Origin of the sequence: Lacibacter sp. H375, from assembly GCF_037892425.1 — a bacterium.
Classification (GTDB): domain Bacteria; phylum Bacteroidota; class Bacteroidia; order Chitinophagales; family Chitinophagaceae; genus Lacibacter.
Genome location: NZ_JBBKTT010000002.1, coordinates 29,372 through 55,090, shown reverse-complemented (window position 1 = coordinate 55,090; position 25,719 = coordinate 29,372). Strand labels below are relative to the sequence as shown.

The 25,719-nt window shown below is 39.8% G+C and carries 22 protein-coding genes; 10 read left to right on the top strand and 12 right to left on the bottom strand.

The features are described from left to right. Positions 1-6: 6 nt before the first annotated feature. From WG954_RS20835 to WG954_RS20820, 4 genes are all read right to left on the bottom strand, one after another. A complete protein-coding gene (locus WG954_RS20835; RefSeq protein WP_340439015.1) occupies positions 7-1,704 on the bottom strand; it encodes a peptidase domain-containing ABC transporter in 1,698 nt (565 codons plus the stop codon). A 135-nt stretch (positions 1,705-1,839) separates the two neighbouring features. Next, positions 1,840-3,267, bottom strand: a complete 1,428-nt coding sequence (locus tag WG954_RS20830; RefSeq protein ID WP_340439014.1) for an L-serine ammonia-lyase — start codon at positions 3,265-3,267, stop codon at positions 1,840-1,842. Positions 3,268-3,350: 83 nt separating this feature from the next. Continuing rightward, positions 3,351-3,863: an FKBP-type peptidyl-prolyl cis-trans isomerase gene (locus WG954_RS20825; protein WP_340439013.1), complete on the bottom strand. Its 513-nt coding sequence runs from the start codon at positions 3,861-3,863 to the stop codon at positions 3,351-3,353. 58 nt (positions 3,864-3,921) lie between these two features. Then, the gene (locus WG954_RS20820; protein WP_340439011.1) at positions 3,922-4,248 is read right to left on the bottom strand and encodes a FeoB-associated Cys-rich membrane protein; all 327 of its coding nucleotides are present in this window, start codon (positions 4,246-4,248) and stop codon (positions 3,922-3,924) included. A 176-nt stretch (positions 4,249-4,424) separates the two neighbouring features. Here WG954_RS20820 and WG954_RS20815 point away from each other — a divergent pair, with 176 nt between their 5' ends. The 3 genes from WG954_RS20815 to WG954_RS20805 are packed head-to-tail and all read left to right on the top strand — an operon-like array spanning position 4,425 to position 6,641. Next, entirely contained in the window at positions 4,425-5,336 is a 912-nt protein-coding gene (locus WG954_RS20815; protein WP_340439010.1) for a hypothetical protein, read from the top strand. Position 5,337: 1 nt separating this feature from the next. Continuing rightward, a complete protein-coding gene (locus WG954_RS20810; protein ID WP_340439008.1) occupies positions 5,338-6,009 on the top strand; it encodes a lysoplasmalogenase in 672 nt (223 codons plus the stop codon). A gap of 11 nt (positions 6,010-6,020) precedes the next feature. Then, a complete protein-coding gene (locus WG954_RS20805; protein WP_340439006.1) occupies positions 6,021-6,641 on the top strand; it encodes an NUDIX hydrolase N-terminal domain-containing protein in 621 nt (206 codons plus the stop codon). 68 nt (positions 6,642-6,709) lie between these two features. Here WG954_RS20805 and WG954_RS20800 read toward each other — a convergent pair whose 3' ends face one another. The 3 genes from WG954_RS20800 to WG954_RS20790 form a co-directional block, all read right to left on the bottom strand. Then, entirely contained in the window at positions 6,710-6,937 is a 228-nt protein-coding gene (locus WG954_RS20800) for a hypothetical protein (RefSeq protein WP_340439005.1), read from the bottom strand. A gap of 10 nt (positions 6,938-6,947) precedes the next feature. Next, the gene (groL, locus tag WG954_RS20795; protein ID WP_324228293.1) at positions 6,948-8,585 is read right to left on the bottom strand and encodes a chaperonin GroEL; all 1,638 of its coding nucleotides are present in this window, start codon (positions 8,583-8,585) and stop codon (positions 6,948-6,950) included. 124 nt (positions 8,586-8,709) lie between these two features. Beyond that, positions 8,710-8,991, bottom strand: coding sequence for a co-chaperone GroES (locus WG954_RS20790; protein WP_182801800.1), 282 nt, complete (start codon positions 8,989-8,991; stop codon positions 8,710-8,712). Between the two features lie 315 nt (positions 8,992-9,306). Here WG954_RS20790 and nusB point away from each other — a divergent pair, with 315 nt between their 5' ends. The 5 genes from nusB (at position 9,307) to WG954_RS20765 (ending at position 12,437) form a co-directional block, all read left to right on the top strand. After that, positions 9,307-10,233, top strand: coding sequence for a transcription antitermination factor NusB (gene nusB / locus WG954_RS20785; RefSeq protein WP_182801802.1), 927 nt, complete (start codon positions 9,307-9,309; stop codon positions 10,231-10,233). 43 nt (positions 10,234-10,276) lie between these two features. Next, entirely contained in the window at positions 10,277-10,729 is a 453-nt protein-coding gene (locus WG954_RS20780) for a DUF1573 domain-containing protein (protein WP_340439003.1), read from the top strand. A gap of 11 nt (positions 10,730-10,740) precedes the next feature. Continuing rightward, a complete protein-coding gene (gene yajC / locus WG954_RS20775) occupies positions 10,741-11,073 on the top strand; it encodes a preprotein translocase subunit YajC (protein ID WP_182801804.1) in 333 nt (110 codons plus the stop codon). Between the two features lie 90 nt (positions 11,074-11,163). After that, a complete protein-coding gene (coaE, locus tag WG954_RS20770; protein ID WP_340439002.1) occupies positions 11,164-11,760 on the top strand; it encodes a dephospho-CoA kinase in 597 nt (198 codons plus the stop codon). Beyond that, positions 11,757-12,437 carry a CPBP family intramembrane glutamic endopeptidase gene (locus WG954_RS20765; RefSeq protein ID WP_340439001.1) on the top strand — a complete coding sequence of 227 codons (681 nt, stop codon included), beginning with the start codon at positions 11,757-11,759 and terminating at the stop codon, positions 12,435-12,437. The genes coaE and WG954_RS20765 overlap by 4 nt, the downstream gene beginning before the upstream one ends. Before the next feature lie 110 nt (positions 12,438-12,547). Here WG954_RS20765 and porQ read toward each other — a convergent pair whose 3' ends face one another. From porQ to pafA, 3 genes are all read right to left on the bottom strand, one after another. Then, the gene (porQ, locus tag WG954_RS20760; RefSeq protein ID WP_340439000.1) at positions 12,548-13,591 is read right to left on the bottom strand and encodes a type IX secretion system protein PorQ; all 1,044 of its coding nucleotides are present in this window, start codon (positions 13,589-13,591) and stop codon (positions 12,548-12,550) included. Positions 13,592-13,769: 178 nt separating this feature from the next. Beyond that, the gene (gene lon / locus WG954_RS20755) at positions 13,770-16,175 is read right to left on the bottom strand and encodes an endopeptidase La (protein WP_340438999.1); all 2,406 of its coding nucleotides are present in this window, start codon (positions 16,173-16,175) and stop codon (positions 13,770-13,772) included. Positions 16,176-16,298: 123 nt separating this feature from the next. Next, entirely contained in the window at positions 16,299-17,948 is a 1,650-nt protein-coding gene (pafA, locus tag WG954_RS20750; RefSeq protein ID WP_340438998.1) for an alkaline phosphatase PafA, read from the bottom strand. A 149-nt stretch (positions 17,949-18,097) separates the two neighbouring features. Here pafA and WG954_RS20745 point away from each other — a divergent pair, with 149 nt between their 5' ends. Beyond that, on the top strand, positions 18,098-19,405 hold the full coding sequence (locus WG954_RS20745; protein WP_340438997.1) for an aminotransferase class I/II-fold pyridoxal phosphate-dependent enzyme: 1,308 nt from the start codon (positions 18,098-18,100) through the stop codon (positions 19,403-19,405). Positions 19,406-19,720: 315 nt separating this feature from the next. Next, complete coding sequence (locus tag WG954_RS20740) at positions 19,721-22,192, top strand: T9SS type B sorting domain-containing protein (RefSeq protein ID WP_340438995.1); 2,472 nt, start codon at positions 19,721-19,723, stop codon at positions 22,190-22,192. An 81-nt stretch (positions 22,193-22,273) separates the two neighbouring features. Here the strand turns inward: WG954_RS20740 and lolA1 are convergent, their stop codons facing one another. Further along, positions 22,274-22,939: an outer membrane lipoprotein periplasmic chaperone LolA1 gene (lolA1, locus tag WG954_RS20735; RefSeq protein WP_340438994.1), complete on the bottom strand. Its 666-nt coding sequence runs from the start codon at positions 22,937-22,939 to the stop codon at positions 22,274-22,276. Positions 22,940-23,146: 207 nt separating this feature from the next. Continuing rightward, positions 23,147-25,681, bottom strand: coding sequence for an FtsK/SpoIIIE family DNA translocase (locus WG954_RS20730; RefSeq protein WP_340438992.1), 2,535 nt, complete (start codon positions 25,679-25,681; stop codon positions 23,147-23,149). Positions 25,682-25,719: the final 38 nt, after the last annotated feature.

Sequence of the window (25,719 nt, the reverse complement as noted above, 5' to 3'; positions counted from 1 at the left end):
TTTAGTTTAAGGGTTTACAGTTGGTTGCTCTTCTTTTACAATGCGTCCGTCCTGCATATATAAAACACGATCACATTTACGGGCAAAAGCTTCATCGTTTGAAATTACCAATACAGTTGTGCCGGGTATTTGCTGCAGAAGATATTGCTGCACTTTTTCACGGCAGTCTGCATCAAAGCCAAACCATGGTTCTTCAAGTAAGAGTAATTTTGGATGCGATACCAACGCACGGAGAAGCAATACCTTTCGTATAACGGCACTGGACAATCGCTTTCCTGCAGCATCGATTTGTGTATCGAATCCGTTTTTGAGTGATGAAATAAAATCACTGATACCAAGCTGTGTTGCAAGTGATGTTATTTGGGGAATTGTTACTGTTGTATCGCCCAGCGCAATATTTTCATACAAACTACCCTCGAAGATATCCTGCTGATGAAACAGGATACCTGTTTCTGCACGCAGCAATGCAGGATTATAGTTGCCGATAGGAATATCGTTTATGAGAATGCTTCCTCCAAAGTCTGCATAAGCTCCTGTTAGCAATTTCAAGAGTGTGGATTTACCGGAACCATCCCCGCCATTGATACAAACTTTCTCGCCCTGTTTTACGTTGAATGAAAGTTGATGCAGGATAGATGTTTGATCGTTATAACTGAAATGCAGATCGTTTACAGTAATTGACAATCCGTTTGCAGAAGGATCCGGTTGTAATGTTCCTTCAGATTCTAATGGCTTATCTATAACCTTTCCCAGTTTTTCTACACTGGTGAGTATATCATAAACCTTATCAAGACTCCTGATCAGTTTTTCCACCGACGCAAGTACCAACAGGATCACAATTTCCGCCGCCGCAAACTGACCTACATTTATTTCATTACCCACAAGCAATACTGCACCAACAATCAACATACCTGCAGTGATCAGAATTTTAAACCCGATCAACGTCCAGTATTGCATCAGCAGAATACGGAAATGGCTGGTACGTGCATGAAGATATTTAGTTACCAACGCATCAGTTTTATCAATGGGTAATGACGAGCCACGGGAAAACTGGAACGATTTCAGTACACGTGCTATTTCCTGGAGCCAGCCGGCAACTTCATATTTGTATTCGCTTTCATCGAGGCTGGTTGATAAACCTCTTGCATACGTTACCCGAATAATAACAACAAGGATCAATACCACCAATAAGCTGAAGATGATGAAAACATTTGCATACAACGAAAGCAGGATCAAACCAAACAATACCTGTATTAATGCAGCAGGAATATCGAGCAGCAAACGGCTTAAGCTTTTTTCTAAATTAACGGTATCGAAAAAACGGTTTACAAACTCAGGTAAATAATACTGATCGATCTTTTTAAGATCGAGCCGGGGAATACGCCATGCAAATTCAAATGAATAACGGGTGAATATCCGTTGCTGAATTTTCTCAATGATCTTCATTTGGTTTACCTGGAGCAAACCTGTAAGAAACACACTGATAACAACAAGAATAATTAAGACTATGATAGAAGTTGATAAACGGCCGGCGAGTACAAAATTGATAATGGCTTGTATACCCAATGGCATAGCAAGCTGCAACACCCCTGCAAGAATTGCATAAAAATAAATTGCACCTATCTCCTTGCGCTCCAGGTTTAATACCTGTAGTAAGCGTTGCAGCGGACGTTTCAGGTCTTTCGCTGCCTGGTTGTTTGCCATTATTTAGACCGTTATGTTAAAGAAAGTTATTGATTTTAAACCGCTCTTTTGAACAGGTTTTTAAATCGTTTGCAAAAGAACAGCATTTCTTAATAATTGTTTGCTGATTTTGTTTTTTTTAACAACTAACGGTAATCAACACTCACTTAGAGAAAGGGGGATATTGATGGCCAACCCACCTTCGGCAGTTTCTTTGTATTTGTGATTCATATCCTTGGCGGTATCCCACATGGTTTTTACCACGCCATCTAATGAAACCTTAGCATAATCGGGTGTGCTTTGTAAGGCAAGCTGAGAGGCAGTGATGGCTTTGATGGCGCCCATTGTATTACGTTCAATACATGGCACCTGCACAAGGCCGGCAATAGGATCGCAGGTTAAACCAAGATGATGTTCCATTGCAATTTCTGCAGCCATTAATACCTGTCGCTGTGTGCCACCCATACATTCAGTTAGTGCAGCAGCAGCCATTGCGCTGGATACGCCGATCTCGGCCTGACAACCACCCATGGCTGCAGAAATAGTTGAGCCTTTTTTAAAGATGCTGCCCACTTCAGAAGCCGTTAATAAGAAGCGAATGATCTTTTCTTCATCAGCACCATCGCAAAAACAAACATAATACATCAACACAGCAGGTATAACACCCGCAGCTCCATTGGTTGGTGCAGTTACTACCCTGCCGAACGATGCGTTCTCTTCATTCACGGCCAAAGCAAAACAACTTACCCAATCGAGGGTATATTTAAAATCATTTCCGCCGTTGCGTATGGCACCTGTCCACTCCTGGAAATTAGAATATGGCTTTTGTTGTAATAATTTTTTATTCAACCCAGCACCTCGTCTTTTAACATTCAAACCGCCGGGTAAATATCCTTCTGTATGGCAACCTTTGTACATACACTCCTGCATTACACGCCAGATATTTAGTACGCCTTGTTTAGTTTCTTCTTCACTGCGCCATGCATTTTCATTTTCCATCACTATTTCACTAATGCTCATGCCTGTTTTCATGCACCAATGCAATAGATCTTCGGCTGCATCAACAGGGAAGGGCAGCTGCACCTGTGCATGGCCGGTAGCTTCTTCGTTCTCTTTTACCACAAAACCACCGCCAATGGAATACCATGTTTCTGCTATAGACGTATCATCTTTAAAAGAAGCAAGAAATGTAACTGCATTGGGATGAAAAGGCAAACTCTCTGTCATTAAGAAATCAATATCCTCTCTAGGGTCAAAAGCCACTTCATGTTTTCCTCCCAACAGAAGTTCATTCATGTCAGCAATATCTTTGATGCGTGCATCAATTGCATTTACATCAAACGTAACTGGATCCTCGCCACACAAGCCTAACTGAATAGCAACATCAGTTCCATGTCCCTTACCTGTTTTTGCCAATGAACCATAGAGTAATACACGCACAGTTTCCACCTTTTCCAACGGTTGTATTGTTTGAATGGATTGAACAAAACGTTGAGCGGCTCGCCACGGCCCAAGCGTATGACTGCTGGATGGACCAACGCCAATCTTAAACATATCAAAAACGGAAATGGGTTCGTACGACAAGTGATTGAGTTTTTACAAAAGTAAGTAAACAAAAAAGCTCCCCGTTATTTGGGAGAGCTTTTCTACTAGCTTGTTGCTACTACTTATTTATAAACAGCGACAATTTCAACATCAAAAATGAGCATCGCATTTTGAGGAATTGTGTATAAGCCGGTATTCGGATTAAAGGACCCAGCTGCGCCATAACCCAATGAAGATGGAATATACAACCTGATCTTACCACCCTCTCCAACTAATTGCATACCCCGGTTCCAGCCTTCAATTAAACCGCCCAATGTGAAAGATGCTGTGGATGTTCCGGTTGTTTGATCGAAAATTGTTCCGTTTGCAAGTTGCCCTTTATACTTTACCACTACGGTATTGCAAAGCGCAGGTTTATTTGTGTTTCCTTGTGCGTCTATAACGTAATACAATCCCGAAGTACCCAACTCTACGGCTCCTGTAATGCTATTTGCCGCAATATAATCTGTTACCACTGCTTCTTCCTGTGCAGAAGCTGATGTGTTCTCAGCCGAGTAAGGGCATTCATTGCTGTTTTTTTTCTTACAAGCACTTAACATAGCTACTGCCATCAATAATCCAACTACATACTTCATGTTAACTTATTTTGTTTTTGTTCAAATTCTTTTAAAATGACCTGCTTTATTTTGACAATCATTTTTCTTCTAACGTTGCCTCAATCTCCAATTTTTGCTTCAGTTCAAGATAACGCTGTTCGTTCATCTCCCATTTAAAACGCATCTTGAAAATAGCATAGAAAACTACTACCAGTAAAACAGCGATGAGGATAATGGTTAATTGTGATCCGGAAACATAAGGCATATTTTTATACCAGCCCCTGAACATTACACTCAGCAAAATAGGAAATCCAAATGCAAGACCTAATGGCAACCCTATTGTGAGCTGACTCAATAATCTCTTTTCCTTGCTACGGTTTTGCTCCCACCATTGCATAAACTCTTTTTCCTCTGCCGACAGCATCTGTTATTTTTTGGCAAATGTAAGCAAGAGCGTTCAGCCCTATGTCTTCTTTAACGAAGATTTGCGGAATCAGTAAAATCACTGGATTTGGCCGTTTAAAATGGTCCGATCGGGTTGAGGCCATTCTATTTCTATGATAAAAGCTGGTTTTTAAGTATGTTTGAAAAAAATTATCCGTGAAAATCCAGGAAATATTATCACAGTATTTGTACAAGGAGAAAAGTCTTACTCTTCCGGGGCTTGGCCGTTTTGATCTTAATCCTTCGGTAAACATCTACGATCTGAAAGAAGAAGGATGGCCGGCCGACACAATTTCATTTACTACCAACCGCAACGCCACTGTCGATGAAGGTTTACTTCTTTTCCTGATGCAACAGACAGGAAAAATGAAACCACTTGCCATGAGCGATCTTGAATCGTATGTGAACAATGGAATGCAGTTGATCAATATTGGCAAACCCTTCCCCATTAAAGGTATTGGCTCCATCAATAAAACAAAAGACAACCAGTTTACATTTGAGCAAGGTAGTCCTGCATTGGAAAAGATAGACTCAATTAATACAGATCATGTGAGGGACCGTACTGTATTGGCTGAAGGTGAAAAGGAAATTGATTTTTCACATGAAGAACTGAAGAGTTCGAAAAAGCCGATCATTATTATTGGAAGTATTGTGGCGTTGGCTCTTGTGGGATGGGCCGTTTACTTGGCCATCCCCAAAAAAGACAAAGCCCCAGAGCCTGAAACAACACTTGTTGAGCAGGTTACTCCGGTTGATACTACTGTTCAACAGTCAGATACAACTGCAATTCTTGCAAAGGATACTTTACTACCTGTTACTCCACCAACTGTTGTTGATACTAATTCTCTGAAACTTGTTATTGAAACCGCTACAACAAAAGCGAAAGCAGATGCCCGCATAGCTTTTCACAAAACGAGAGGCAGAGAACTTTCATTAAACATGAAAGACAGCAGCACTTACCAACTTATTTTGCTCGTGCAAAAATCACTTTCCGATAGCAGCAAAGTGAAAGATTCGCTCCGCAATTGGTATGGTATTAAAGCAGATGTTGTGAAACAAGGGAACTAGTATGAAGCAGCAGGCCAGGATCATCTTTAGCATCTATGCGTTGGTGGTGGTGCTTGAATTATTATTCATTTATTTTGATCAGCCACAATTACGATGGTTTACCAAACCATTGCTTATGCCATTGTTGATGATTGGGTTTTATACTGCATCAGCTAAACGCAACGGCCTCTTATTCACTCTTATACTTTTAGCATTGTTTCTTTCGTGGGCAGGCGATGTATTGCTGCAAATGAAAGGAATGTTTATTCCCGGCCTGGTTTCTTTTCTACTGGCTCATATTTTTTACATCGTTTACTTTATTAAATCAGGAAATAACAAGAAGGGATTGCTACAATTACAACCATTGACCGGCATTCCAGTATTGGTTTACATTCTGATTTTCCTGTGGCTTCTCTACCCTTTTCTTGATGCACTAAAAATACCCGTAACCGTTTACGGCTTTACCATTGGCACGATGCTGCTGATGGCTATTAATACAAGACGGAGATTGAGTAATGATGCAGCTGTTTTGTTTTTCACAGGAGCTTTACTCTTCGTCATTTCTGATTCACTCCTTGCAGTTAACCTGTTTGCCATGAATCATGTTGCGTTAAGCTTATGTGTAATGCTCACTTATGCATCTGCACAGTACCTGATTGTGAAAGGCGCATTGACAAATCAGAAAAAGAACTAACCAGTTAAAGTATGAACAATGACCTTATACGTGATATTGCAAGACTTAAATCAATTGCTGATCTTGGACTACTCTACCATAATAATGAATTTGATAAGGAGCGTTATGAAGAATTAAGAGAAATATCTCTTCGCCAGTTAAGTACATTCAGCATTAACAGTGTTGAAGAGTTGAATATATTACTTCCTGTTGCAAAAGATTACCCAACAGCAAAGGTTGATATACGTGGATTGATATTAAATGCAGATAACAAAATTCTGCTGGTAAAAGAATCAACTGATAACAGATGGTCGTTACCGGGTGGCTGGGCTGATGTTGGTTATAGTCCAAAGGAAACCATCATCAAAGAAATAAAAGAAGAAACGGGGCTGGATGCAGAAGTAAAACAATTGCTTGCTGTGTTTGATAAGAACAAACATGATCATCCACCTGAACCGCATTATGTATTTAAAATGGTTTTCTATTGTACTGCACTTTCAATCAATCTGCAAAAAGGGTTTGATGTATTAGATATTGGTTATTTTGACATTAACGATTTACCTGAGCTTTCCACTAACCGAATTTTAAAAACACAGCTTGATTTGGTTTACGAGAAAGTAATAACTAAAAATATTGAACCGTATATTGACTAAAGCAATAACTCCCGCAGTGACGGGAGTTATTGCTTTAATAGATCAAATAAGGGTTGTCAAAAGAATCATCATCTCTCTTCCTTATCCTTAGTAATAACAAATCTAATTTGCTTTTCAATTTCTGCATAAACGGTAAAAGCATGTTTACTTTTTTCATTTCTCATGGTTTTTATCGTGATGAATAATTGAATTGCAAAGTCCCCTGTATTACCAGAGGACTTTTCTTTTATTTTCAAGCTGTTACTATTTGCCTGGGTGAAGAAAAATAAAAGCACTTCGTACTTCCAACTTCTCACTTTGCATTTTTTAGTAACCACCCATGCCGCCCATATCAGGAGCACCATGTGCATGTGGCTCTTCTTTCTTTGGCTTGTCAGCAATTACAGCTTCTGTTGTTAACAACATACCTGCAATAGATGCTGCATTTTCCAAGGCAACACGGCTAACTTTAGTAGGATCAATTACTCCAGCTTTAAACAGGTTCTCATACACTTCTGTACGTGCATTGAAACCGAAATCGCCTTTACCTTCTTTGATCTTCTGTACAACGATAGAACCATCAATACCTGCGTTTGCAGTTAATGTACGCATTGGTTCTTCCAGTGCACGACGAACGATCTGCATACCGGTTTGCTCATCTTCAATTTGTCCACGAACTTTTGCTTCCAATGCATCAATTGCACGGATGTAAGCAACACCACCACCTGGAACAATACCTTCTTCAACCGCAGCTCTTGTTGCATGTAATGCATCATCAACACGGTCTTTCTTTTCTTTCATTTCCATTTCAGTAGCAGCACCAATGTACAATACAGCAACTCCACCAGCTAACTTAGCAAGACGCTCTTGTAATTTTTCTTTATCGTAATCAGAAGTTGTGTTCTCAACCTGTGCTTTGATCTGGTTTACACGTGCAGTGATGTCGGTTTTCTTTCCTTTGCCACCAACAACTGTTGTGTTATCCTTATCAATTGTTACAGAAGAAGCCTGACCTAAGTAAGTCAAATCAGCATTCTCTAATTTGTAACCTTGTTCTTCGCTGATAACTGTACCTGCAGTGAGAATTGCAATATCAGTAAGCATTTCTTTACGACGGTCACCAAAGCCCGGAGCTTTTACAGCAGCCACTTTCAATGTACCACGCAGTTTGTTTACAACCAATGTTGCCAATGCTTCACCTTCAAGATCTTCAGAGATGATCAACAACGGACGACCGCTTTGAGCAACTTTCTCAAGAATGTGAAGAATATCTTTCATTGCAGAGATCTTCTTATCGTAGATAAGGATGTATGGGTTCTGCAATTCAACTTCCATTTTTTCGCTGTTTGTAACGAAGTATGGAGAAATGTACCCACGATCGAATTGCATACCTTCTACTACATCAACAGTAGTATCAGTACCTTTTGCTTCTTCAACAGTGATCACACCTTCTTTACCAACTTTTGCAAATGCTTCAGCAATCAGCTTACCGATTGTTTCGTCGTTGTTTGCAGAAATCGTAGCAACCTGTTGAATTTTTTTGCTGTCGTTGCCAACAGTTTGTGATTGGCTTTTTAAATTTTCAACCACCAATCTTACAGCTTTATCAATACCACGTTTCAGATCCATTGGGTTTGCACCTGCAGCAACCATTTTCAAACCTTCGCTGATAATTGATTGCGCCAATACAGTTGCAGTAGTAGTACCATCACCTGCAATATCTGCAGTTTTAGAAGCTACTTCTTTCACCATTTGAGCACCCATGTTCTCAATAGGATCTTCCAGTTCAATTTCTTTTGCAACAGTAACACCATCTTTTGTTACCGCTGGTGCACCAAATTTCTTTTCAATTACTACGTTACGTCCTTTAGGACCGAGTGTAACTTTCACAGCGTTGGCCAGAATGTCAACACCTTTTTTCATCTTATTTCTTCCTTCAATGTCGAAGAAGATTTGCTTTGCCATAGTTATACAATTTGAAAATTAATTAATTTGAAAATTTGAGAATTGAAGACTTGAAACTTGAAGCAGCTAAACAATTTCTCTGCCTACTTCGGGCAGGAAATTAGCACAACTTCAAATTTTCAAATTATACAATTGCTAAGATGTCGCTTTCACGCATGATCAACAGATCATCGCCATCAATAGCGATTTCCGTACCGGCATATTTACCGTAAAGAACGGTATCGCCAACTTTCACAGTTACGGGTTCATCTTTTTTACCAGGACCTGCAGCTACTACAGTACCACGTTGTGGTTTTTCTTTTGCTGTGTCGGGGATGATGATACCACCGGCTGTTTTTTCTTCAGCGGGGGCAGGCTTCACAATTACCCTGTCGTGTAATGGGGTAACACTTACCTTCTTAGCCATAGTTATTCTTGTTTTAGTTTTAAAATGAAATTAGTTCTTGCCCGATTTGCGGGGCAACGAAGGTAAGCGAATACAGTGCCAGCACGCCAGAACAGGAAAAAATTACAGGATTACATTGAAATGAGTGCTATACCCTCTAATTTCCTGACAGAGTAAAGACAATTTTTCAGACAAAATGCCTTTTTAGCCTGATTTAAAAGAACGGACAGCTTCGATTAAATATGTGGGTCGCCGCTAATTTATATTTAAGCATGTTTTGCCCCTTCTAAAGGATTGGGAATACTTATCTTTGCCGCCGATTAAAGTTCTTTCCACATGATCAGCAGAAGAAACATACGGGTTAAGGTGATGCAGACGTTGTACACTTGTTTTACGAGAGAGGGTGATATTACTAAAGAAGAGGCCATTCGAACATTAGATAAGCACATCGACCAGAGCCGCCAGCTTTTTGTTTTCCTTATTTACATACTTACAGAAACAGCACGCTATGCTGAGGCCGATGCACGGCAAAAGGCATCGAAACATTTGCCCACAGCAGCTGACCTGAATATCAATACCAAAATTTCCGGCAACACATTGCTTTGGCAATTGCTGGAACATACCTCGTATGACAAAGCTGCCAAGGAAATAAAACCTGAACTGATGGGTGCCGAAGACTGGATCAGGAAGCTTTATAGCGAATTGGTTACGTCGGATGTTTATAAGCAGTATATCAAAATTGAAGGACGTGAAAAGAAGCAGGAGAAGGAAATTCTTGAATTTATCTTCACCGATTTAATGCTGCCCAACGAAGATTTCATCAGCTTTATTGAAGAGCGTTTTCTTCATTGGGAAGATGACGCAGACATGATCAACCTGCTGATGCTTAACCTACTTCAAAAACCACACAATGGTGATTTCCAGCAATTCGTAAGTAACGAAAAATTAAAATTTGCAAAAGATCTGTTGCTGAGTGTTATTGAAAAAGAAGAGGTATGTAATGATTATATTAAGGATAAACTTCAAAACTGGGACCCTGAACGTACCGCCATCCTGGATATGATTCTGATGCGTATGGGCATTTGTGAGTTCTTGTTCTTTGAAACCATTCCGCCAAAAGTGACAATCAACGAGTATATTGATCTTGCAAAAGACTACAGCACCCCCCAAAGCGGCCACTTTGTAAATGGTATTCTGGATAGTATTCATAAAGAACTTGCCACTCAGAACAAACTCCACAAAGTGTCTTTTAAGAAACCATAATCATCGCTTTCCTTTACATTTGCAATCCGATAAACAAACAGATATGAAATTACTCATCGTATTATCAACCTTCATTGCATTTCTTACAGCTTGTGGGAATGCTGACAAGAAAACTGCTGAAGCAGCTACAACAACAACTGAGCAATCGGAAGCCGCAGAAGCTGCAGCGCAGGCTGATGTAACAACTGTGCAATGGCTTGATTCTTCACAGAACTTCGGCAAAGTAACTGACGGTGAAAAAGTAATGATCACTTTTCATTTCAAGAATACCGGCACAAAGCCATTGATCATTTCAAATGTGCAGGCAAGTTGCGGTTGTACCGTTCCTTCAAAACCAGAAGAGCCAATTGCTCCCGGTGCTGAAGGAAAAATCACTGCAGAGTTTAACAGCGAAGGCCGTGTTGGAAAAGCATCAAAAAATATTACTGTAACAGCAAATACAAAAGAAGGCGTCGCAGTTCTTATGTTTGAAGGCGAAGTACTTCCTAAAAAATAAAACAAATACACATGTACGAATTACTCTTATTTGCAGGCGATCCCAAATCAGGTGGTGGAAGCATCCAGTTAGTTTTTCTTGGATTGATGATCTTAGTATTCTGGTTATTCATGATCCGTCCGCAAGCTAAAAAAGCAAAACAACAAAAAACATTTATTGAGAACCTTCAGAAAGGTGATAAAGTAGTAACCATTGCGGGTATTCATGGCGTGGTGAACAAAGTGAATGAAGACGGTACACTTTCTTTGGAGATCAACCCGGGAAGTTATATCAAAATTGAACGCAGCTCTATCAGTATGGATTGGACAGCACAACTGAACAAGACAGCTGAAGTAAAAAAATAAATACAGCCGATAGTAAATAGCCGATAGTTATTAGTTAAGTAGTCAATGGGCTAACAACTAAAAACTATCGGCTATCGGCTTCTTAAAACAATGTTGAAAATCGGATTAACAGGAGGCATTGGCAGCGGCAAGAGTACTGTTGCGAAAGTACTGGAAGTGCTGGGTGTTCCTGTTTATTATGCCGATGAAGCCGCAAAAGAATTAATGTATTCAAATGAGCTGTTAAAACAACAGCTCATTTTACATTTTGGCAAGGAAACTTATTTTGAAGACGGGCAACTGAACCGTAAACATCTTTCGTCTATTGTTTTTAACAACAAAGAAAAACTGGAGTTACTCAACAGTCTTGTGCACCCCGCCACTATTGCCGATGCAAAAGAATGGTTCAGTAAACAACAGTCGCCGTATATTGTAAAAGAAGCGGCTCTTCTGTTTGAAAGCGGAACTGCTGAAGGATTGGATTATGTAATTGGAGTAACAGCGCCATCTGCCTTACGTATTAAACGTGTAATGGATCGTGATAGAGTAACGGCAGATGAAGTAAAGAGAAGAATGGCCAACCAGGTTGATGAAGCATTGAAAATGAAACTTTGCGATTTTGTATTGCATAACAATGAACAGGAATTATTATTGCCGCAAGTATTGGCATTGCATAACGAACTGATCAAACGATCAAAAGAAAAATGAGTTTATTATTTATCATCATTATTGCAGCAGGGCTTCCGTTTCTTACGGCGCAGAGCTATAAGAACATTAAAAAAATGGAAGCTGAAATGGAAGGCGCACAGATAGCCAAGATACCTGTGTACCTGCAATCGATGCTGATGCAGATCATTCTTTGTGTGCTGGCATTCTTTGCTGCCCGTAGTGAAAAGATCGAGATCCCTTTCAAAAGTAATTTCAACTATACCTCCGTTGCTGCAGCTGTTGCTTTAATTGGTATTGCGCTTGGTATCGCATGGGCATCGCAGAAATTTTCAAAAGAAAAAGATGAAAGCACCCTGCATCATATTTTACCCGACACAAATCTTGAGCGTTTAATCTGGATACTGGCCTGTGTAGTTGCTGCTTTTTGCGAAGAGTATATTTATCGTGGAGTATTGTTCCAGATGATCATGGGTTACATGGAAAACATGTGGTGGTTAGCTGCGATTTTAAGTGCTGTTGTATTTGCTTTTGGTCATGGCACACAGGGTGAGCGGGCCATTATACAGATCATACCATTTGCAGTGGGTTTTCAATTTCTTGCATGGATCAGCGGCGGGTTGATATTGCCAATGATCGCACACTTCATCTACAATATTTTAGTGGAAGTTCTCTTTGGTGAAAAGATCAAAAGAGATGCTGCCGAAGATAAGTTCTGAAGTTTTTGACTTCTAAGTTATTACTCTGCGTAAGCTCTGTGCACTCCTGTTCTCTATGCCAGAGAAAACCATAAAACTTAGAATTTCAGAACCAAGAACTTAAAACTATTCTACCATCCTACCTTCTCTCCCCAACTACCCAACCCAAAATATTTATTGAGCGGCATGGTCAATCCAATTTGATTGTAAGCTGTATTGTTTTGAAAATAGGTCCTTGCATAACGAAATTGCAGCTTTGAGAATAAAACACCGGCGCCTAACGAAAAACCTGTAAGACCGTTTCCGCCATTACTTACTTTTAATTCTCTTCCACGTAAGATATTATACGCAGCAGTTACCTCTACCCTTTCTCCTATGAGTATTTGTGTAGAGAAAACAAAATGTTGAAATATTTTATCAAGTGTGATCTTTTTTGTGGAAGCATTTTCATAGCCGTTATCGTTATTGAACAACGTATCGTTATACAAAATATCAAAGCGATGAAGATGATGAGCAGTTACAGAAAAACGAATGGGTGCTTTTGCCAAACGTTTGGAAATACCTGCCTGCAGATCAAACGGTAATTCTTCCGGTTCAGCTGGGTTGTAACGCTTTAACTGACCACCCATGTTTACAGCAACAATACTCGCCTGTAAAAGATTTGCAGTATCTCTGTACAACACACCCACATCAGCTGCAATGGCCGATGAACGATACTGCCCATAATTACTTGCTAAGAATTTCAAGGATACACCATACTTCCATCGATTGAGATATTCTCTGCTTGCCTGCACCTGCAAAACAAAATCACGTGGCCGATAAACACCTTCAATATTTCCCGATGCATCTGTTTGCTGTGTTGCGCCATAATCGAAATACAAAATACCGGCAGCAAAGTTCGTGTTTAACTTATTACTTCTGAAAGCAAGCATCCATTGAACATTTTTTACACCAGCATACAAAGCATTGAAGTTTGCTGCCATTTGTGTGTGCATACTTGAATCAAGTTGAGCAGGATTTGAAAAAGCAAGTGACACATCGTTTGACTCATTGGTAAGATTGATACCGCCCAATGCGGAGAGTTGTGGTGATGCAGGAAACTTCAGAAAATTATATGCAGTTCTGCCACCCAGTGTTTGTGCAAACAGGCCAGCCGAAACAAACGAAATAATCATGAAACAAATTAATCGACGCATAGCGGGAGTAACTAAGGCTGTAATTTAGGCAAAAAAATATCCCCCATAGAAATGGGGGAATCTCTTTAACCCTTAAAACAACCAACATGAAATGAATTCGTGTCGATCTGTTATTAACAGTTTTATAAAAGCTTAGTTCACTAAACCGAAAAAAACTTTACAACAAAGCCAGATCAAGCACCTGCTGCATTGTTTTTACGTAATGAAATTTCATGCCCTTAATGTATAAAGAATTGATTTCCTGAACATCTTTTTCGTTCTGCCAGCAAAGAACCACTTCTTTAATTCCGGCACGTTTAGCAGCTAATATTTTTTCTTTGATCCCGCCAACAGGAAGTACTTGTCCACGTAACGTGATCTCACCAGTCATTGCAAGAAATGGTTTTACCCTTCGACCCGTAAATGCACTTGAAATGGCAGTGAGCATTGTAATACCTGCGCTTGGGCCATCTTTGGGCACAGCACCTTCAGGCACGTGAATATGAATATTCTTCTTTTGAAAATCTTCCAGCTCAACACCAATTTTTTTGGCGTTTGCCTGCAGGTAACTCAAAGCAGTAGATGCACTTTCCTTCATCACATTGCCAAGATTACCCGTTAAACGTAACTCACCTTTTCCTTCGGCTAAACTGGCTTCAATAAATAATATTTCACCGCCAACTGCCGTCCACGCAAGACCAACAGCCACACCAGGCATATTGGCCGTTTTATACAGTTCATTGCTGTATCGTGGCTTACCCAATATTCTTTCAATATCATTTGCTGTAAGTGTTGGCTTCAGCTTTTCTTTCATGGCATATTCCTTTGCCTGTGATCGCATGATGGACGCAAGTTGCCGGTCGAGTTCACGCACACCACTTTCTCTTGTATAATCTTCAATGATTTTACGCAATACCGGATCACTCATTTTGAACGGGAGGTTCAGTAAGCCATGTGCTTCTTTTTGTTTTGGAACTAGATAGTTTTTAGCGATCTCAATTTTTTCTTCCACAGCATAACCACTCAGATCAATAATTTCCAAACGATCTCTTAATGCAGGTTGAATGGATGCCAAACTGTTTGCTGTTGCAACAAACAATACTTTGCTGAGATCATATTCCAGTTCAAGATAGTTATCATAGAACGTATGATTCTGTTCCGGATCAAGTAACTCAAGTAATGCACTTGAAGGATCGCCACGAAAATCATTACCCAGTTTATCAATTTCATCAAGGATCATTACGGGATTTGATGTTTTTATTTTTCGTAACGATTGTAAGATACGGCCGGGCATTGCCCCGATATATGTTTTACGATGACCTCTTATCTCACTCTCATCATGCAAACCACCTAAACTAATACGAACATACTTACGGCCAAGTGCACTCGCTATACTTTTTCCCAACGATGTTTTACCTATACCGGGAGGACCAAGCAAACAAAGGATTGGGCTCTTCATATCACCTTTCAGTTTCAAAACTGCGAGATATTCAAGAATACGTTCTTTTACTTTTTGTATTCCGTAATGATCCTGATCCAGTACTTTCTTTGCTTTCTTCAAATCATATTGATCATTAGTGTATTCTCCCCATGGAAGATCAAGCATTAAGTCAAGATGATTGTACACAACTGAATAATCCGGTGTTGATGGATGCATACGTTCCAGTTTCTCAATGCCTTTGCGGAACATCTCTTTTGCAGCATCACTCCACTTTTTCAATTCTGCTTTCTTTTTCATCTCCTGGATCTCCAGGTCGTTTGCATCACCACCCAATTCTTCTTTGATGCTTTTCATCTGCTGTTGCAGAAAATATTCACGCTGCTGCTTATCAAGTTCAGTTCTTGTCTTGTTGGTTACTTTATTCTTCAGTTCGGTGTACTGCAATTCTTTCTGCAATAATGTAAGTAACAACTCTGCACGTTGCTTAATAGTATTTGTTTCAAGCAAACGCTGTTTCTCCGAAATGTCACTGTTAAGATTATTACTTACAAAGTGAACAAGGAAAGCAGGGTTCTCAATATTTTTTAAGATGATAGATGCTTCGCTTGGAATATTCGGCGACAGTTGAATGATCTGCGCCGCCATATCTTTTATTGATCCTGCGACGGCTTTAAAATTTTCATCTTCCGGTGTTGGCTCTTCCTGCAATACTTCAATACTTGCCTTAAAAAACGGATCATCGGAAGTAAGCATGTTGATGCGGAAACGTTTCTTACCCTGTATGATCACGGTAGTTCCGCCATCGGGCATCTTTATCAGCTTCACTACTTTGGCAATAGTGCCTGTATATTCCAAATCAATGACAGTAGGATCCTCAACATTGCTGTCTTTCTGAGCCACTACACCAACCAGTTTGTTGGTCTTGTAAGCTTCGTTTACTGCTTGTATACTTTTATCACGACCAACAGTTATGGGCAACACAACACCGGGAAACAACACGGTATTTCGCAAAGGTAGAATGGGCAATTCTGCAGGAATTTCAATATCCTCATCGCTGTCGCTCTCAGCTTCATTTAATGGAATGATGGGTAAAAAATCTACATCTTCCTCGCCAGGTCTTAAAAACAAACTCTTTTCGTTCATAGTTTTCGCTTTAGTCATTTTGACAGATAAGCCCCTCGAAAAGGGGCTTTCTGCAATTTATTGTAGAAGTGCCAAGATTAATGCCAGAGGCAGGCATACTGCTAAATCTTCATATCAATATTCTTATTGCTGAAGCACAGCAAGAATAGGCTTTCCAACACAACCACTCGGCATTTGTATTCGTAACAAGGCCGCAACAGTTGGAGCAATATCTGTCATGTTTACTTCCTGATTACTTTTTCCTGCTTTAATTCCCCAGCCATACCAAAGTAATGGAATATGACTGTCGTATGGATTCCAAAGTCCATGTGTCGTGCCCGTAGGTCCGCCGTCGATCCAACCAGGTGCAAACATGATCTGTATATCACCGCTTCGTTTAGGATGCCAACCATTTGCCAGACGCTCTTTTACTAATACCGGCATTGGCTGTTCTGTCAACTCCTCTATTTCAAATACACGATCCACGCCTTTAATGCCACGTGCATAACTCAAAACTGTTTGCATAATAGCTGAACGATTGAGCTTAGCCGAATCAATAGTGTGATTGTTTAAAGTAATTTGATAATTGTATGCACTCAATACAAGATTATCTGCACCATACGATGTTTTCAATTGTTTATTTAAATCACTCACCATTTTATTATCATCTACTACTCCTCCGGGCAATTTATATTCGGTTGAAAAACCAGGTACATGCGCCACACCATGATCGGCAGTAAGAAAACTTACATATTCTCCCTTTCCAACTGTTTTATCAAGATAATCAAAAAGTTCTCCAAGATCTTTATCTAAACGCAGAAAACCATCTTCAGCTTCAATTGAGTTAGGACCAAATGCATGACCAATATAATCTGACGATGAAAAACTTACTGCAAGAAAATCTGTAATAGCATCTTTGCCTAATGCTTCATTTGCGATAGCTTCCTTTGCCAGCATCATCGTTAAAGTATTACCGTAGGGTGTTGAAGAAATCGAACCATAGTTTTTTCCAACAAATTTTTTCAGATCATACGGAAACCCTTTTTGATCTGCACCAAAAGGCTTCGCTTCATAATCATTTTCATCTTTTGTACTTTGCACATATGTGTTGATGGGATAAACAGTATTCCATCCTTTTTCATAAAATGCATCCACATGTTTTTTATCGTTGAAAGATTTTACCCACTGTGGCAAATCGTTCATGTAGTAAGTTGATGTGATCCAGTTGCCATTTCGTCCATCATACCAATAAGCTGCATTGGCACTATGCCCTGCAGGTAAAATTCCACCTCTGTCCTTAATTGCTATTCCAATTACTTTGCTGCGAAAATTTGTTGCCAATCGCAATTCATCGCAAATAGTAGTTGTAAGCATATTACGGGGACTCATTTCTCCGGCTGTAGATGTGCTGCCAACAGTCTTCACTGTTTTATCTTCACTGCAATAAACTATTCGTTTGAGTTCGTTGTCAAACCAAGCATTACCAGTAATACCATGCATTGCGGGCACAGTTCCTGTATAAACGCTTGTGTGGCCGCAAGCAGTTACTGTTGGCGCATAATTGATAAATGCATTTTCGCAACTCATTCCCTGGTTAAGCATTCGTTTAAACCCTCCGTTGACCGCATAACGTTCGTAATAGCGGTAGAGATAATCCCAGCGCATCTGGTCAACCATAATTCCAACTACCAGTTTGGGGCGTGGCACATTTGCATTGGGTGGATTTGGGGGAGTTTTTTGAGCTGATATATGTACAGAGCAAAGGATTAAAAGAAAAGAAAAGGCAAAACGCATACATTTGATTTTGAGGGGTAAAGATACCGGTGATTGACTGTTTACAAAGTGATTTTTATGCAAACGAATCTCTTCGTTTTCATCCTTTTCAGATCAGCATCAAAACCTTACCTTTGCCGCAAATTTTTCACCCTTAACAATTTCATCATATGGCAGACATTTTTGAGAAGATGCTTAAGAATTCCGGACCTATTGGTCAGCACAGAGAAAGAGCACACGGTTACTTTGCTTTCCCAAAACTGGAAGGCCCAATCAGCAGCCGTATGATGTTTCGTGGCAAAGAGAAAATTGTGTGGAGTCTTAACAACTATCTCGGTTTAGCCAATCATCCTGAAATACGTAAAGTAGATGCTGATGCGGCGAAAGAATGGGGACTTGCTTACCCAATGGGTGCCCGTATGATGAGTGGTAACTCAACGCTGCACGAACAACTGGAAAGAGAACTTGCAGCGTTCGAAATGAAAGAAGATTCTATTCTTCTGAATTTCGGTTACCAAGGTATAATGAGTACGATCGATGCGATTTGCGGACGTCATGATGTTATTGTGTATGATGCAGAAAGCCATGCTTGTATTATTGATGGATTACGTTTGCATCCCGGCCATCGTTATGTATTTAAGCACAACGATGTTGAAGATTGCGAAAAACAATTACAACGTGCGACAGCACTTATTGAAAAACAAGGTGCAGGTGGTATACTATTGATTACTGAAGGTGTGTTTGGAATGGCTGGTGATCAAGGTAAATTGAAAGAGATCTGTGACCTGAAGAAACAATACGATTTCCGTTTATTGGTAGACGATGCACATGGTTTTGGTACGCTTGGCAAAACAGGCGCAGGTGCAGGTGAAGAACAAGGTTGCCAGGAAAAGATTGATCTTTACTTTAGCACATTTGCAAAATCAATGGCATCCATCGGTGCATTTTTGGCCGGACCAAAAGCAATTATTGATTTTATCCGTTACAATATCCGCTCACAGATATTTGCCAAGAGTTTACCAATGCCGATTGTTGTTGGTAATCTGAAACGTTTGGAAATGTTGAAGACAATGCCTGAGTTGAAAGAAAAGCTATGGAGCAATGCTCAAAAACTGCAAACAGGTTTAAAAGAAAGAGGGTTTGATATAGGTAAAACAGATAGCCCGGTGACTCCAGTGTACATGAGTGGCGGCGTTGAAGAAGCAACTGCAATGGTGATGGATCTGCGTGAGAACTACCACATTTTTGCGTCGATTGTTGTGTATCCTGTTATTCCAAAAGGACATATCATTTATCGTTTGATTCCTTCTGCTGCTCATACAGATGAGGATATCGAACAAACATTAACTGCCTTCTCCGAAACAAAAGCAAAGCTTGATGCTGGTGCTTATAAAGTTGAAGCTATTCCTGATATGGCTGAAGACACGGTTAGTGGTAAAAGATTTGATTATATGCTTGACAGACCAAAAAATAAGTAAGGTCAAGAAGGTCAATTAACTAAAAGAGGCTGTATCAAATGATACAGCCTCTTTTTATTTCCTACAGCAAAAGCGTTTACAGGAATGTAGAAATTACGGTAAAACGTTACGAGTTTTCCTAATATCTGCTAATTGTTCCCTACTACTACATACGATAGGGTTGTATTTTTCGTTTCTCTTGTTTATTTTCGGGCATTATCATGACATAGCTATGTGTCAGGATAATTACTCAATCATAAAATCCATTGAGTACATATCAGAAAAGCTGATATCGCTAAAAAACCAATATTCTATTCGACCCAAAAAAAATACCGCATGACTTGGCTTAGAAAAACCATACTACTAACCTGCTTTTTTATTGCAACATTTACATCTTTTGCACAAATTGATACTGAGTTTTGGTTTGCAGCCCCGGATATAACCTCGTCAGGGAACAAAGATCGACCGATTGTATTCCGCATTACTTCGTTCAAAGAAGCTGCAACGGTAACAATTTCACAACCGGCGGGTGGCGGATTTGCCACTCAAATTATTAATCTGGCCGCTAACTCCAGTGCAAAAGTTGATTTGACTAATCTTATTGCATTGGTTGAATGTAGTCCGGGAAATGTGATACAAAACAAAGGCATTCGAGTAAGTTCTACAGCTCAAATTTCGGTGTATTATGAAGTTAATAACATCAACAATGGCTTAAACCCTGAGATGTTTGTTTTAAAAGGTAAAAATGCCGTTGGCAATAATTTTTTCATATCATCTCAGAATTTTGGTAATAATGGAGCTGGAACTCCAACGCCTTATTCCTCGTTTAATATTGTTGCTACTGAAGATAATACCAGCGTTACAATAACACCATCTAAGAACATCGTGGGGCATGCAGCAGGTGTGCCGTTTACAATTACACTTAATCGTGGGCAGACTTATGCAGCCGTAGCAACATCACAGGCTGCCGCTCAACATCTCGAAGGGTCTAGGGTTACAGCAAACAAACCAATTGCCATTACTCTGGCAGATGATTTTATAAGCTCTCCTGGATTTGGATGTTCCGATTTAATCGGCGATCAAACAATTCCGGTAACAGTAACAGGTACTGAATATATTGCAACGAAAGGATACCTTTTAGGATCTCTCGAGAAAATTTATGTAACTGCAACTGCAAATGGCACAACAGTATCTCAAGATGGAATGTTAGTAACCACTCTGAATGCAGGACAATCATTTCAAATAAGTCTTGCGAATACATCAACCTATATTCAGGCGTCAAATCCCGTTTATGCCTACCAAGTTTCGGGTATTGGCTGCGAACTAGGCGCTGCAATACTGCCACCCATCAAATGCACAGGTAGTCTTTCGGCAACATTTGCTAAAAGTACCAACCGTGAGATATATATGAATGTCATCGTACGTAGTGGAGGTGAGACATTTTTCAGGGTTAACAATAACAGTAATATCATTACCGCAAATAAGTTTACGCCTGTACCAGGGACCGGCAACCAATGGTTATCCGCAAGTGTTCTATTATCTAATTCATTTTCACCGCTTGATTCTCCTGTGACCATAACAAATTCCCGCACATTTTTCCATTTGGGAGTTTTAATGGGTAACGACAGAGAGGGAACCGGCTACGGCTTCTTTAGCAGCTTCAATAATAATTATGCGAATGCAAGTACAACTACTCCGTTTATTTGTGACGGAGGTAAGGTTTCGCTATTTGCAGACACATTGCTGACTGCAACTTATCAATGGACGGGGCCGAATGGTTTTACAAGCAATCTACAAAACCCTACCATCAATAATGCCTCTGTGGCAAGTGCAGGAAAATATTATCTGACGGTTACACTACCTGGCTGCGGCAATCAGCTCGATTCTGTAACAATTGGCATTGGCGGAAGCAAAACATCAAACGTTAATCGAACAATATGTGAAGGTGATACAGTTGAGGGTTATACAACCAGCGGAACATATATTGATACTTTAAATACTGCTCTCGGTTGTGATAGTATCCGCACATTAAATCTTATTGTGTTGCCCAAGTCTGTTCTTACACTCACGCAAACTATTTGTGAGGGTGATTCAGTTTTCGGTTATACTCAAACCGGTATATATATTGATACTTTAACAGCAGCAAACGGTTGTGACAGTATCAGAACAATTAATCTAACGGTATTACCAAAATCAAGATCAACACTTACTGAAACCATATGCCAGGGACAATCTTATCTCGGATATTCAACTGCAGGAATACATGTAGATACTTTAGTAGCAGCAAATGGTTGCGACAGTATCAGGACATTGATCTTAAATGTTGATACACAACCTCAACCCAACTTGGGCCCTAACAGAGAATTGTGTGTAGGAGATACTATACAACTTTATCCGGGATTATATGCTACGTATCTTTGGCAGGATAATTCAACCAACGATCGGTTTGTTGTTAATCAAACAGGAAACTATTCTGTAACTGTAACGAACGCATGCGGTTCGGCATCGGATAACGTTGCAATAAACAGTGTGGATTGTGTAATTCTCTTCCCCAATGCTTTTACACCAAACGGAGATGGAAGAAATGATTACTTTAAAATTCTTAACGCATTTAATCTCACAGATTATAAGTTAACCATTTATAACAGGTGGGGACAGCTTGTCTATTCAACTAGCGATTTTAGACAAGGTTGGGATGGACAATTGAAAGGCTTGCCTCAAGATCCGGGTATGTTTGTTTACTATTCAAGTTATAAAAAGGACAACATCCCAGTTACAACAAAAGGCACTTTTATCTTGATCAGATAAATTGAAAATAAGATTAATAATAAAGAAAGCCACAATCATATGATTGTGGCTTTCTTTATTATTCTTATGCTCTGATTTCTTTTAGCGAAGATCAACTACTTCTACACCGGGGTATTTTGCTTTATCAAACACAAACTGTGCATCTGCTACAGCGGCTTTTCCATTAAGTGTTGCAACAGTATAAGTATATTTGTTACCACTCTTCTCTAATACTTTGGTACTGTAGATCGTTTGAGCAGCTTTATCTACCCACACAATTACTTTGAAAAAAGACTTTGTTTTATCAACTGGTGTTAATTCAATTTCCTGAAGTGTTTTACCAGCTTCTTTCTTTTCGCCATTCAGCTTGTAAAGAAAATCTTTGTCGTAGAAATTGGTAAACAACTTTTGGGGTGTAATAGAATTTTGTGAAGCATCGTATTTCGAAATAGTTACTTCATTCACCGATTTATCGTAGTTCCAGATATTAGTCCCATCACAATAAATATCCTGACCACCTGTGATGTTTACACGATACTTTGTGCCCTTTGTAAATAAAGAGCCTTTCTTGATGCCAAGCACCTTTCCTTTTGCATCTTCATTCTTAAAAGAAAAACTTGCCTGCACTGCTTTAAACGTCTTGAACTTTGCACTTACTGCATCAAGAATTTTTTTAGCTGCCGGATCACTTTTACCCAAACTCTGGTTCTGGGCCATGATCGATAAACTAAAAATCGCAGCTATTGCTGTTAAGAGGATTGATTTCATTCCAACGGTTTTCATTCTGTTCTCTGGTTTTTATATATGGATCGCTTGCACAATCCGGTTGTTTAGTATTCAGAGTGCTATCCTACATGATTGGTTGCAACTGAAAAACTTAAGAATTTGTAAAGGCTGTTTAACAAATCTAAGGCCGCAAAGATAGGTATCTGCCGGAAAATGGTTGAGCGGGTGCCGTCAGGCAAACTTTAACAACTATCCCATCATTTCAAGATGCTGATTCAGCTCCGATTCTGTTTTGATGAGTACATCCCTTGCCTTACTGCCTTGGCTCGGCCCTACAATTCCAGCTGCTTCCAGCTGATCCATTAAGCGACCGGCTCGGTTATAACCCAGCTTCATGCGGCGTTGCAGCAGCGAAGTAGAGCCAACCTGGTTCTGTACGATCAAACGGGCGGCATCTTCAAAGAGAGCATCTCTGTCTGATAAATCAAAATCCTTTCCCTCCAGTTCTTTCTCATCAACATACTCAGGCAGTAAAAACGGTTGCGGATAACCACGCTGTTTACTGATGAATGAAACGATATCATCTACTTCAGGTGTATCAACAAAAGCACACTGCAAGCGGGTAAGTTCACCATTATAGCTGATAAGCATATCACCTTTACCGATCAACTGTTCAGCGCCTCCCGTATCAAGGATAGTACGACTGTCGACCTTGGACGATACTTTAAATGCAATCCTTGCAGGGAAATTGGCTTTAATAGTACCTGTGATGATATTTACGGAAGGACGTTGTGTTGCAATAATTAGATGAATGCCAACTGCACGAGCCAACTGTGCTAAACGTGCAATGGGCATTTCAACTTCTTTACCCGCTGTCATGATCAGATCAGCAAACTCATCAATAACCAATACAATGAATGGAAGATATTGATGACCTTTTTGTGGATTGAGTTTACGTGCAACAAATTTTTCATTGTATTCACGCAGGTTACGACAACCAGCTTCTTTCAACAGATCATAACGGTTATCCATTTCAATACACAAAGCATTAAGTGTATTGATCACTTTTTTGGTATCAGTAATAATCGATTCTTCTTCGCCTGGAAGTTTCGCCAAGAAATGATTTTCGATATGTCGATATAAACTCAACTCTACTTTCTTGGGATCGATCAACACAAACTTCAATTGCGATGGATGCTTTTTATACAAGAGTGAAACAAGTATCGCATTCAATCCAACTGATTTACCCTGCCCCGTTGCACCAGCCATAAGCAAGTGAGGCATTGTTGTAAGATCAACAATGAAGTTTTCGTTATCGATCTTTTTACCGATGGCGATCGGCAAACCAAAATTGTTATGCTGAAATTTTTCTGAAGACAATAATGTTTTCATACTCACCACCGTCTTCTTCACATTCGGCACTTCAATACCAATGGTGCCTTTACCGGGAATTGGCGCAATGATACGAATACCTAATGCTGCAAGACTTAACGCAATATCATCTTCCAGGTTTTTGATACGGGAGATACGCACACCAGCAGCAGGAACAATTTCATACAGCGTTACTGTTGGACCAACTGTTGCAAATATTTTCTGTATCTCAATATCGTAGTTGCGGAGTGTACTGATGATCTGGTTTTTGTAACTCTCCAGTTCATGCGGATCCTGTACAATTTTTTCGCTGCCGTGATTCTCCAGCAAATTCAATGATGGGAATTTATAATCTTTCAGATCAAGGAATGGATCGTACGGAGGTAAATTTTCTACTATTTTTTTAACGGGAGATTCGTCCTCATCATCGTCTTCTTCCTCATCAGTTAAGTTTTTTATTTCTAATGGAGGCCCAACCTCCTCTTCATCCATCTTCGCAGGCTTCTTTGGTTTATCTGCATATGGAATGGTCATTTCAACCGATGGTTCTGTATGCGTTTGTTCTTTGACAGGAAGCGGAGTTACAGCAATAACATCTTCTTCCTTTTCATTAATGACAAAGCTATGGAGCGGATTTTCTTTTTCTTCTGCTAATGGCAATGGCGTAAAAGAAGATTCCTTTTTGAGTTGATTTTTTGCCTGCTCTTCAATTGCAAATTTTTCATTAACGTCAATGGCTACACGTTCAGCAATTTCTTCCGGTATTGGATCAACAATAATTTCTTTAGGTTTTTTTGCAGGTAATTTAAACACCGGGTTAAAACGCCAGATAAGGTAAGAAACTGCTGCCAGTGACAAGATCAACCCCGTACCGGCAGTACCAACAAAACCATTTAACCAGCTGGCTGAATAATTACCAAAAGCCCCACCCCATGGAAAACCAAATCCTTTCATAAAAAATGAAAAGAACACAGGCAGCACCAACAAACCAACCAACACATACTTGAGATTGCGGGCCATTGAAAAAACTTTCTTCCCGAATAAAAAATTAGTGCCGATTATAAAAAAGAAACTACAAATGAGGTAAGACGAAACACCAAATCCTTTGTAAAAAAACAAATGCGATACCCAGGCACCAAAACGACCCAACAGGTTAGAGACAGCTATTTCTTCGTCGAATAAAACTCCCGCTCCATGACGCAGCACTTTGTCCTGGTCTTCTTTCCAGGTAAACAGATAAGATGTAAATGCAATAAACAAAACAAGCGAAACAATAAATAAAGCAATGCCGGCGATCTTATGTGTTCGCTCGTCCTTCACCAGTTCCTTTACGTTTATCTGCTCCTCTTTTTCCTGCTTCAGCTGTTCAGGGCTTTCCTTTTTCTTCTTGTCTTTCGTGCGGTTTGAGGCCATAAAAACAAAGATAAAGAATGGAAACTTCCTGACAACGG

Bases quoted from the DNA above. Each gene is read 5' to 3' on its own strand.
- WG954_RS20745 (WP_340438997.1), top strand. From the start codon at position 18,098: ATGGCAGACATTTTTGAGAAGATGCTTAAGAATTCCGGACCTATTGGT.
- WG954_RS20730 (WP_340438992.1), bottom strand. From the start codon at position 25,681: ATGGCCTCAAACCGCACGAAAGACAAGAAGAAAAAGGAAAGCCCTGAA.
- WG954_RS20790 (WP_182801800.1), bottom strand. From the start codon at position 8,991: ATGGCTAAGAAGGTAAGTGTTACCCCATTACACGACAGGGTAATTGTG.
- WG954_RS20740 (WP_340438995.1), top strand. From the start codon at position 19,721: ATGACTTGGCTTAGAAAAACCATACTACTAACCTGCTTTTTTATTGCA.
- WG954_RS20825 (WP_340439013.1), bottom strand. From the start codon at position 3,863: ATGAAGTATGTAGTTGGATTATTGATGGCAGTAGCTATGTTAAGTGCT.
- coaE (WP_340439002.1), top strand. From the start codon at position 11,164: ATGTTGAAAATCGGATTAACAGGAGGCATTGGCAGCGGCAAGAGTACT.
- WG954_RS20820 (WP_340439011.1), bottom strand. From the start codon at position 4,248: ATGCTGTCGGCAGAGGAAAAAGAGTTTATGCAATGGTGGGAGCAAAAC.
- porQ (WP_340439000.1), bottom strand. From the start codon at position 13,591: ATGATTATTTCGTTTGTTTCGGCTGGCCTGTTTGCACAAACACTGGGT.
- pafA (WP_340438998.1), bottom strand. From the start codon at position 17,948: ATGCGTTTTGCCTTTTCTTTTCTTTTAATCCTTTGCTCTGTACATATA.
- WG954_RS20810 (WP_340439008.1), top strand. From the start codon at position 5,338: ATGAAGCAGCAGGCCAGGATCATCTTTAGCATCTATGCGTTGGTGGTG.
- yajC (WP_182801804.1), top strand. From the start codon at position 10,741: ATGTACGAATTACTCTTATTTGCAGGCGATCCCAAATCAGGTGGTGGA.
- lon (WP_340438999.1), bottom strand. From the start codon at position 16,175: ATGAACGAAAAGAGTTTGTTTTTAAGACCTGGCGAGGAAGATGTAGAT.
- WG954_RS20780 (WP_340439003.1), top strand. From the start codon at position 10,277: ATGAAATTACTCATCGTATTATCAACCTTCATTGCATTTCTTACAGCT.
- groL (WP_324228293.1), bottom strand. From the start codon at position 8,585: ATGGCAAAGCAAATCTTCTTCGACATTGAAGGAAGAAATAAGATGAAA.
- nusB (WP_182801802.1), top strand. From the start codon at position 9,307: ATGATCAGCAGAAGAAACATACGGGTTAAGGTGATGCAGACGTTGTAC.
- lolA1 (WP_340438994.1), bottom strand. From the start codon at position 22,939: ATGAAATCAATCCTCTTAACAGCAATAGCTGCGATTTTTAGTTTATCG.
- WG954_RS20765 (WP_340439001.1), top strand. From the start codon at position 11,757: ATGAGTTTATTATTTATCATCATTATTGCAGCAGGGCTTCCGTTTCTT.
- WG954_RS20805 (WP_340439006.1), top strand. From the start codon at position 6,021: ATGAACAATGACCTTATACGTGATATTGCAAGACTTAAATCAATTGCT.
- WG954_RS20835 (WP_340439015.1), bottom strand. From the start codon at position 1,704: ATGGCAAACAACCAGGCAGCGAAAGACCTGAAACGTCCGCTGCAACGC.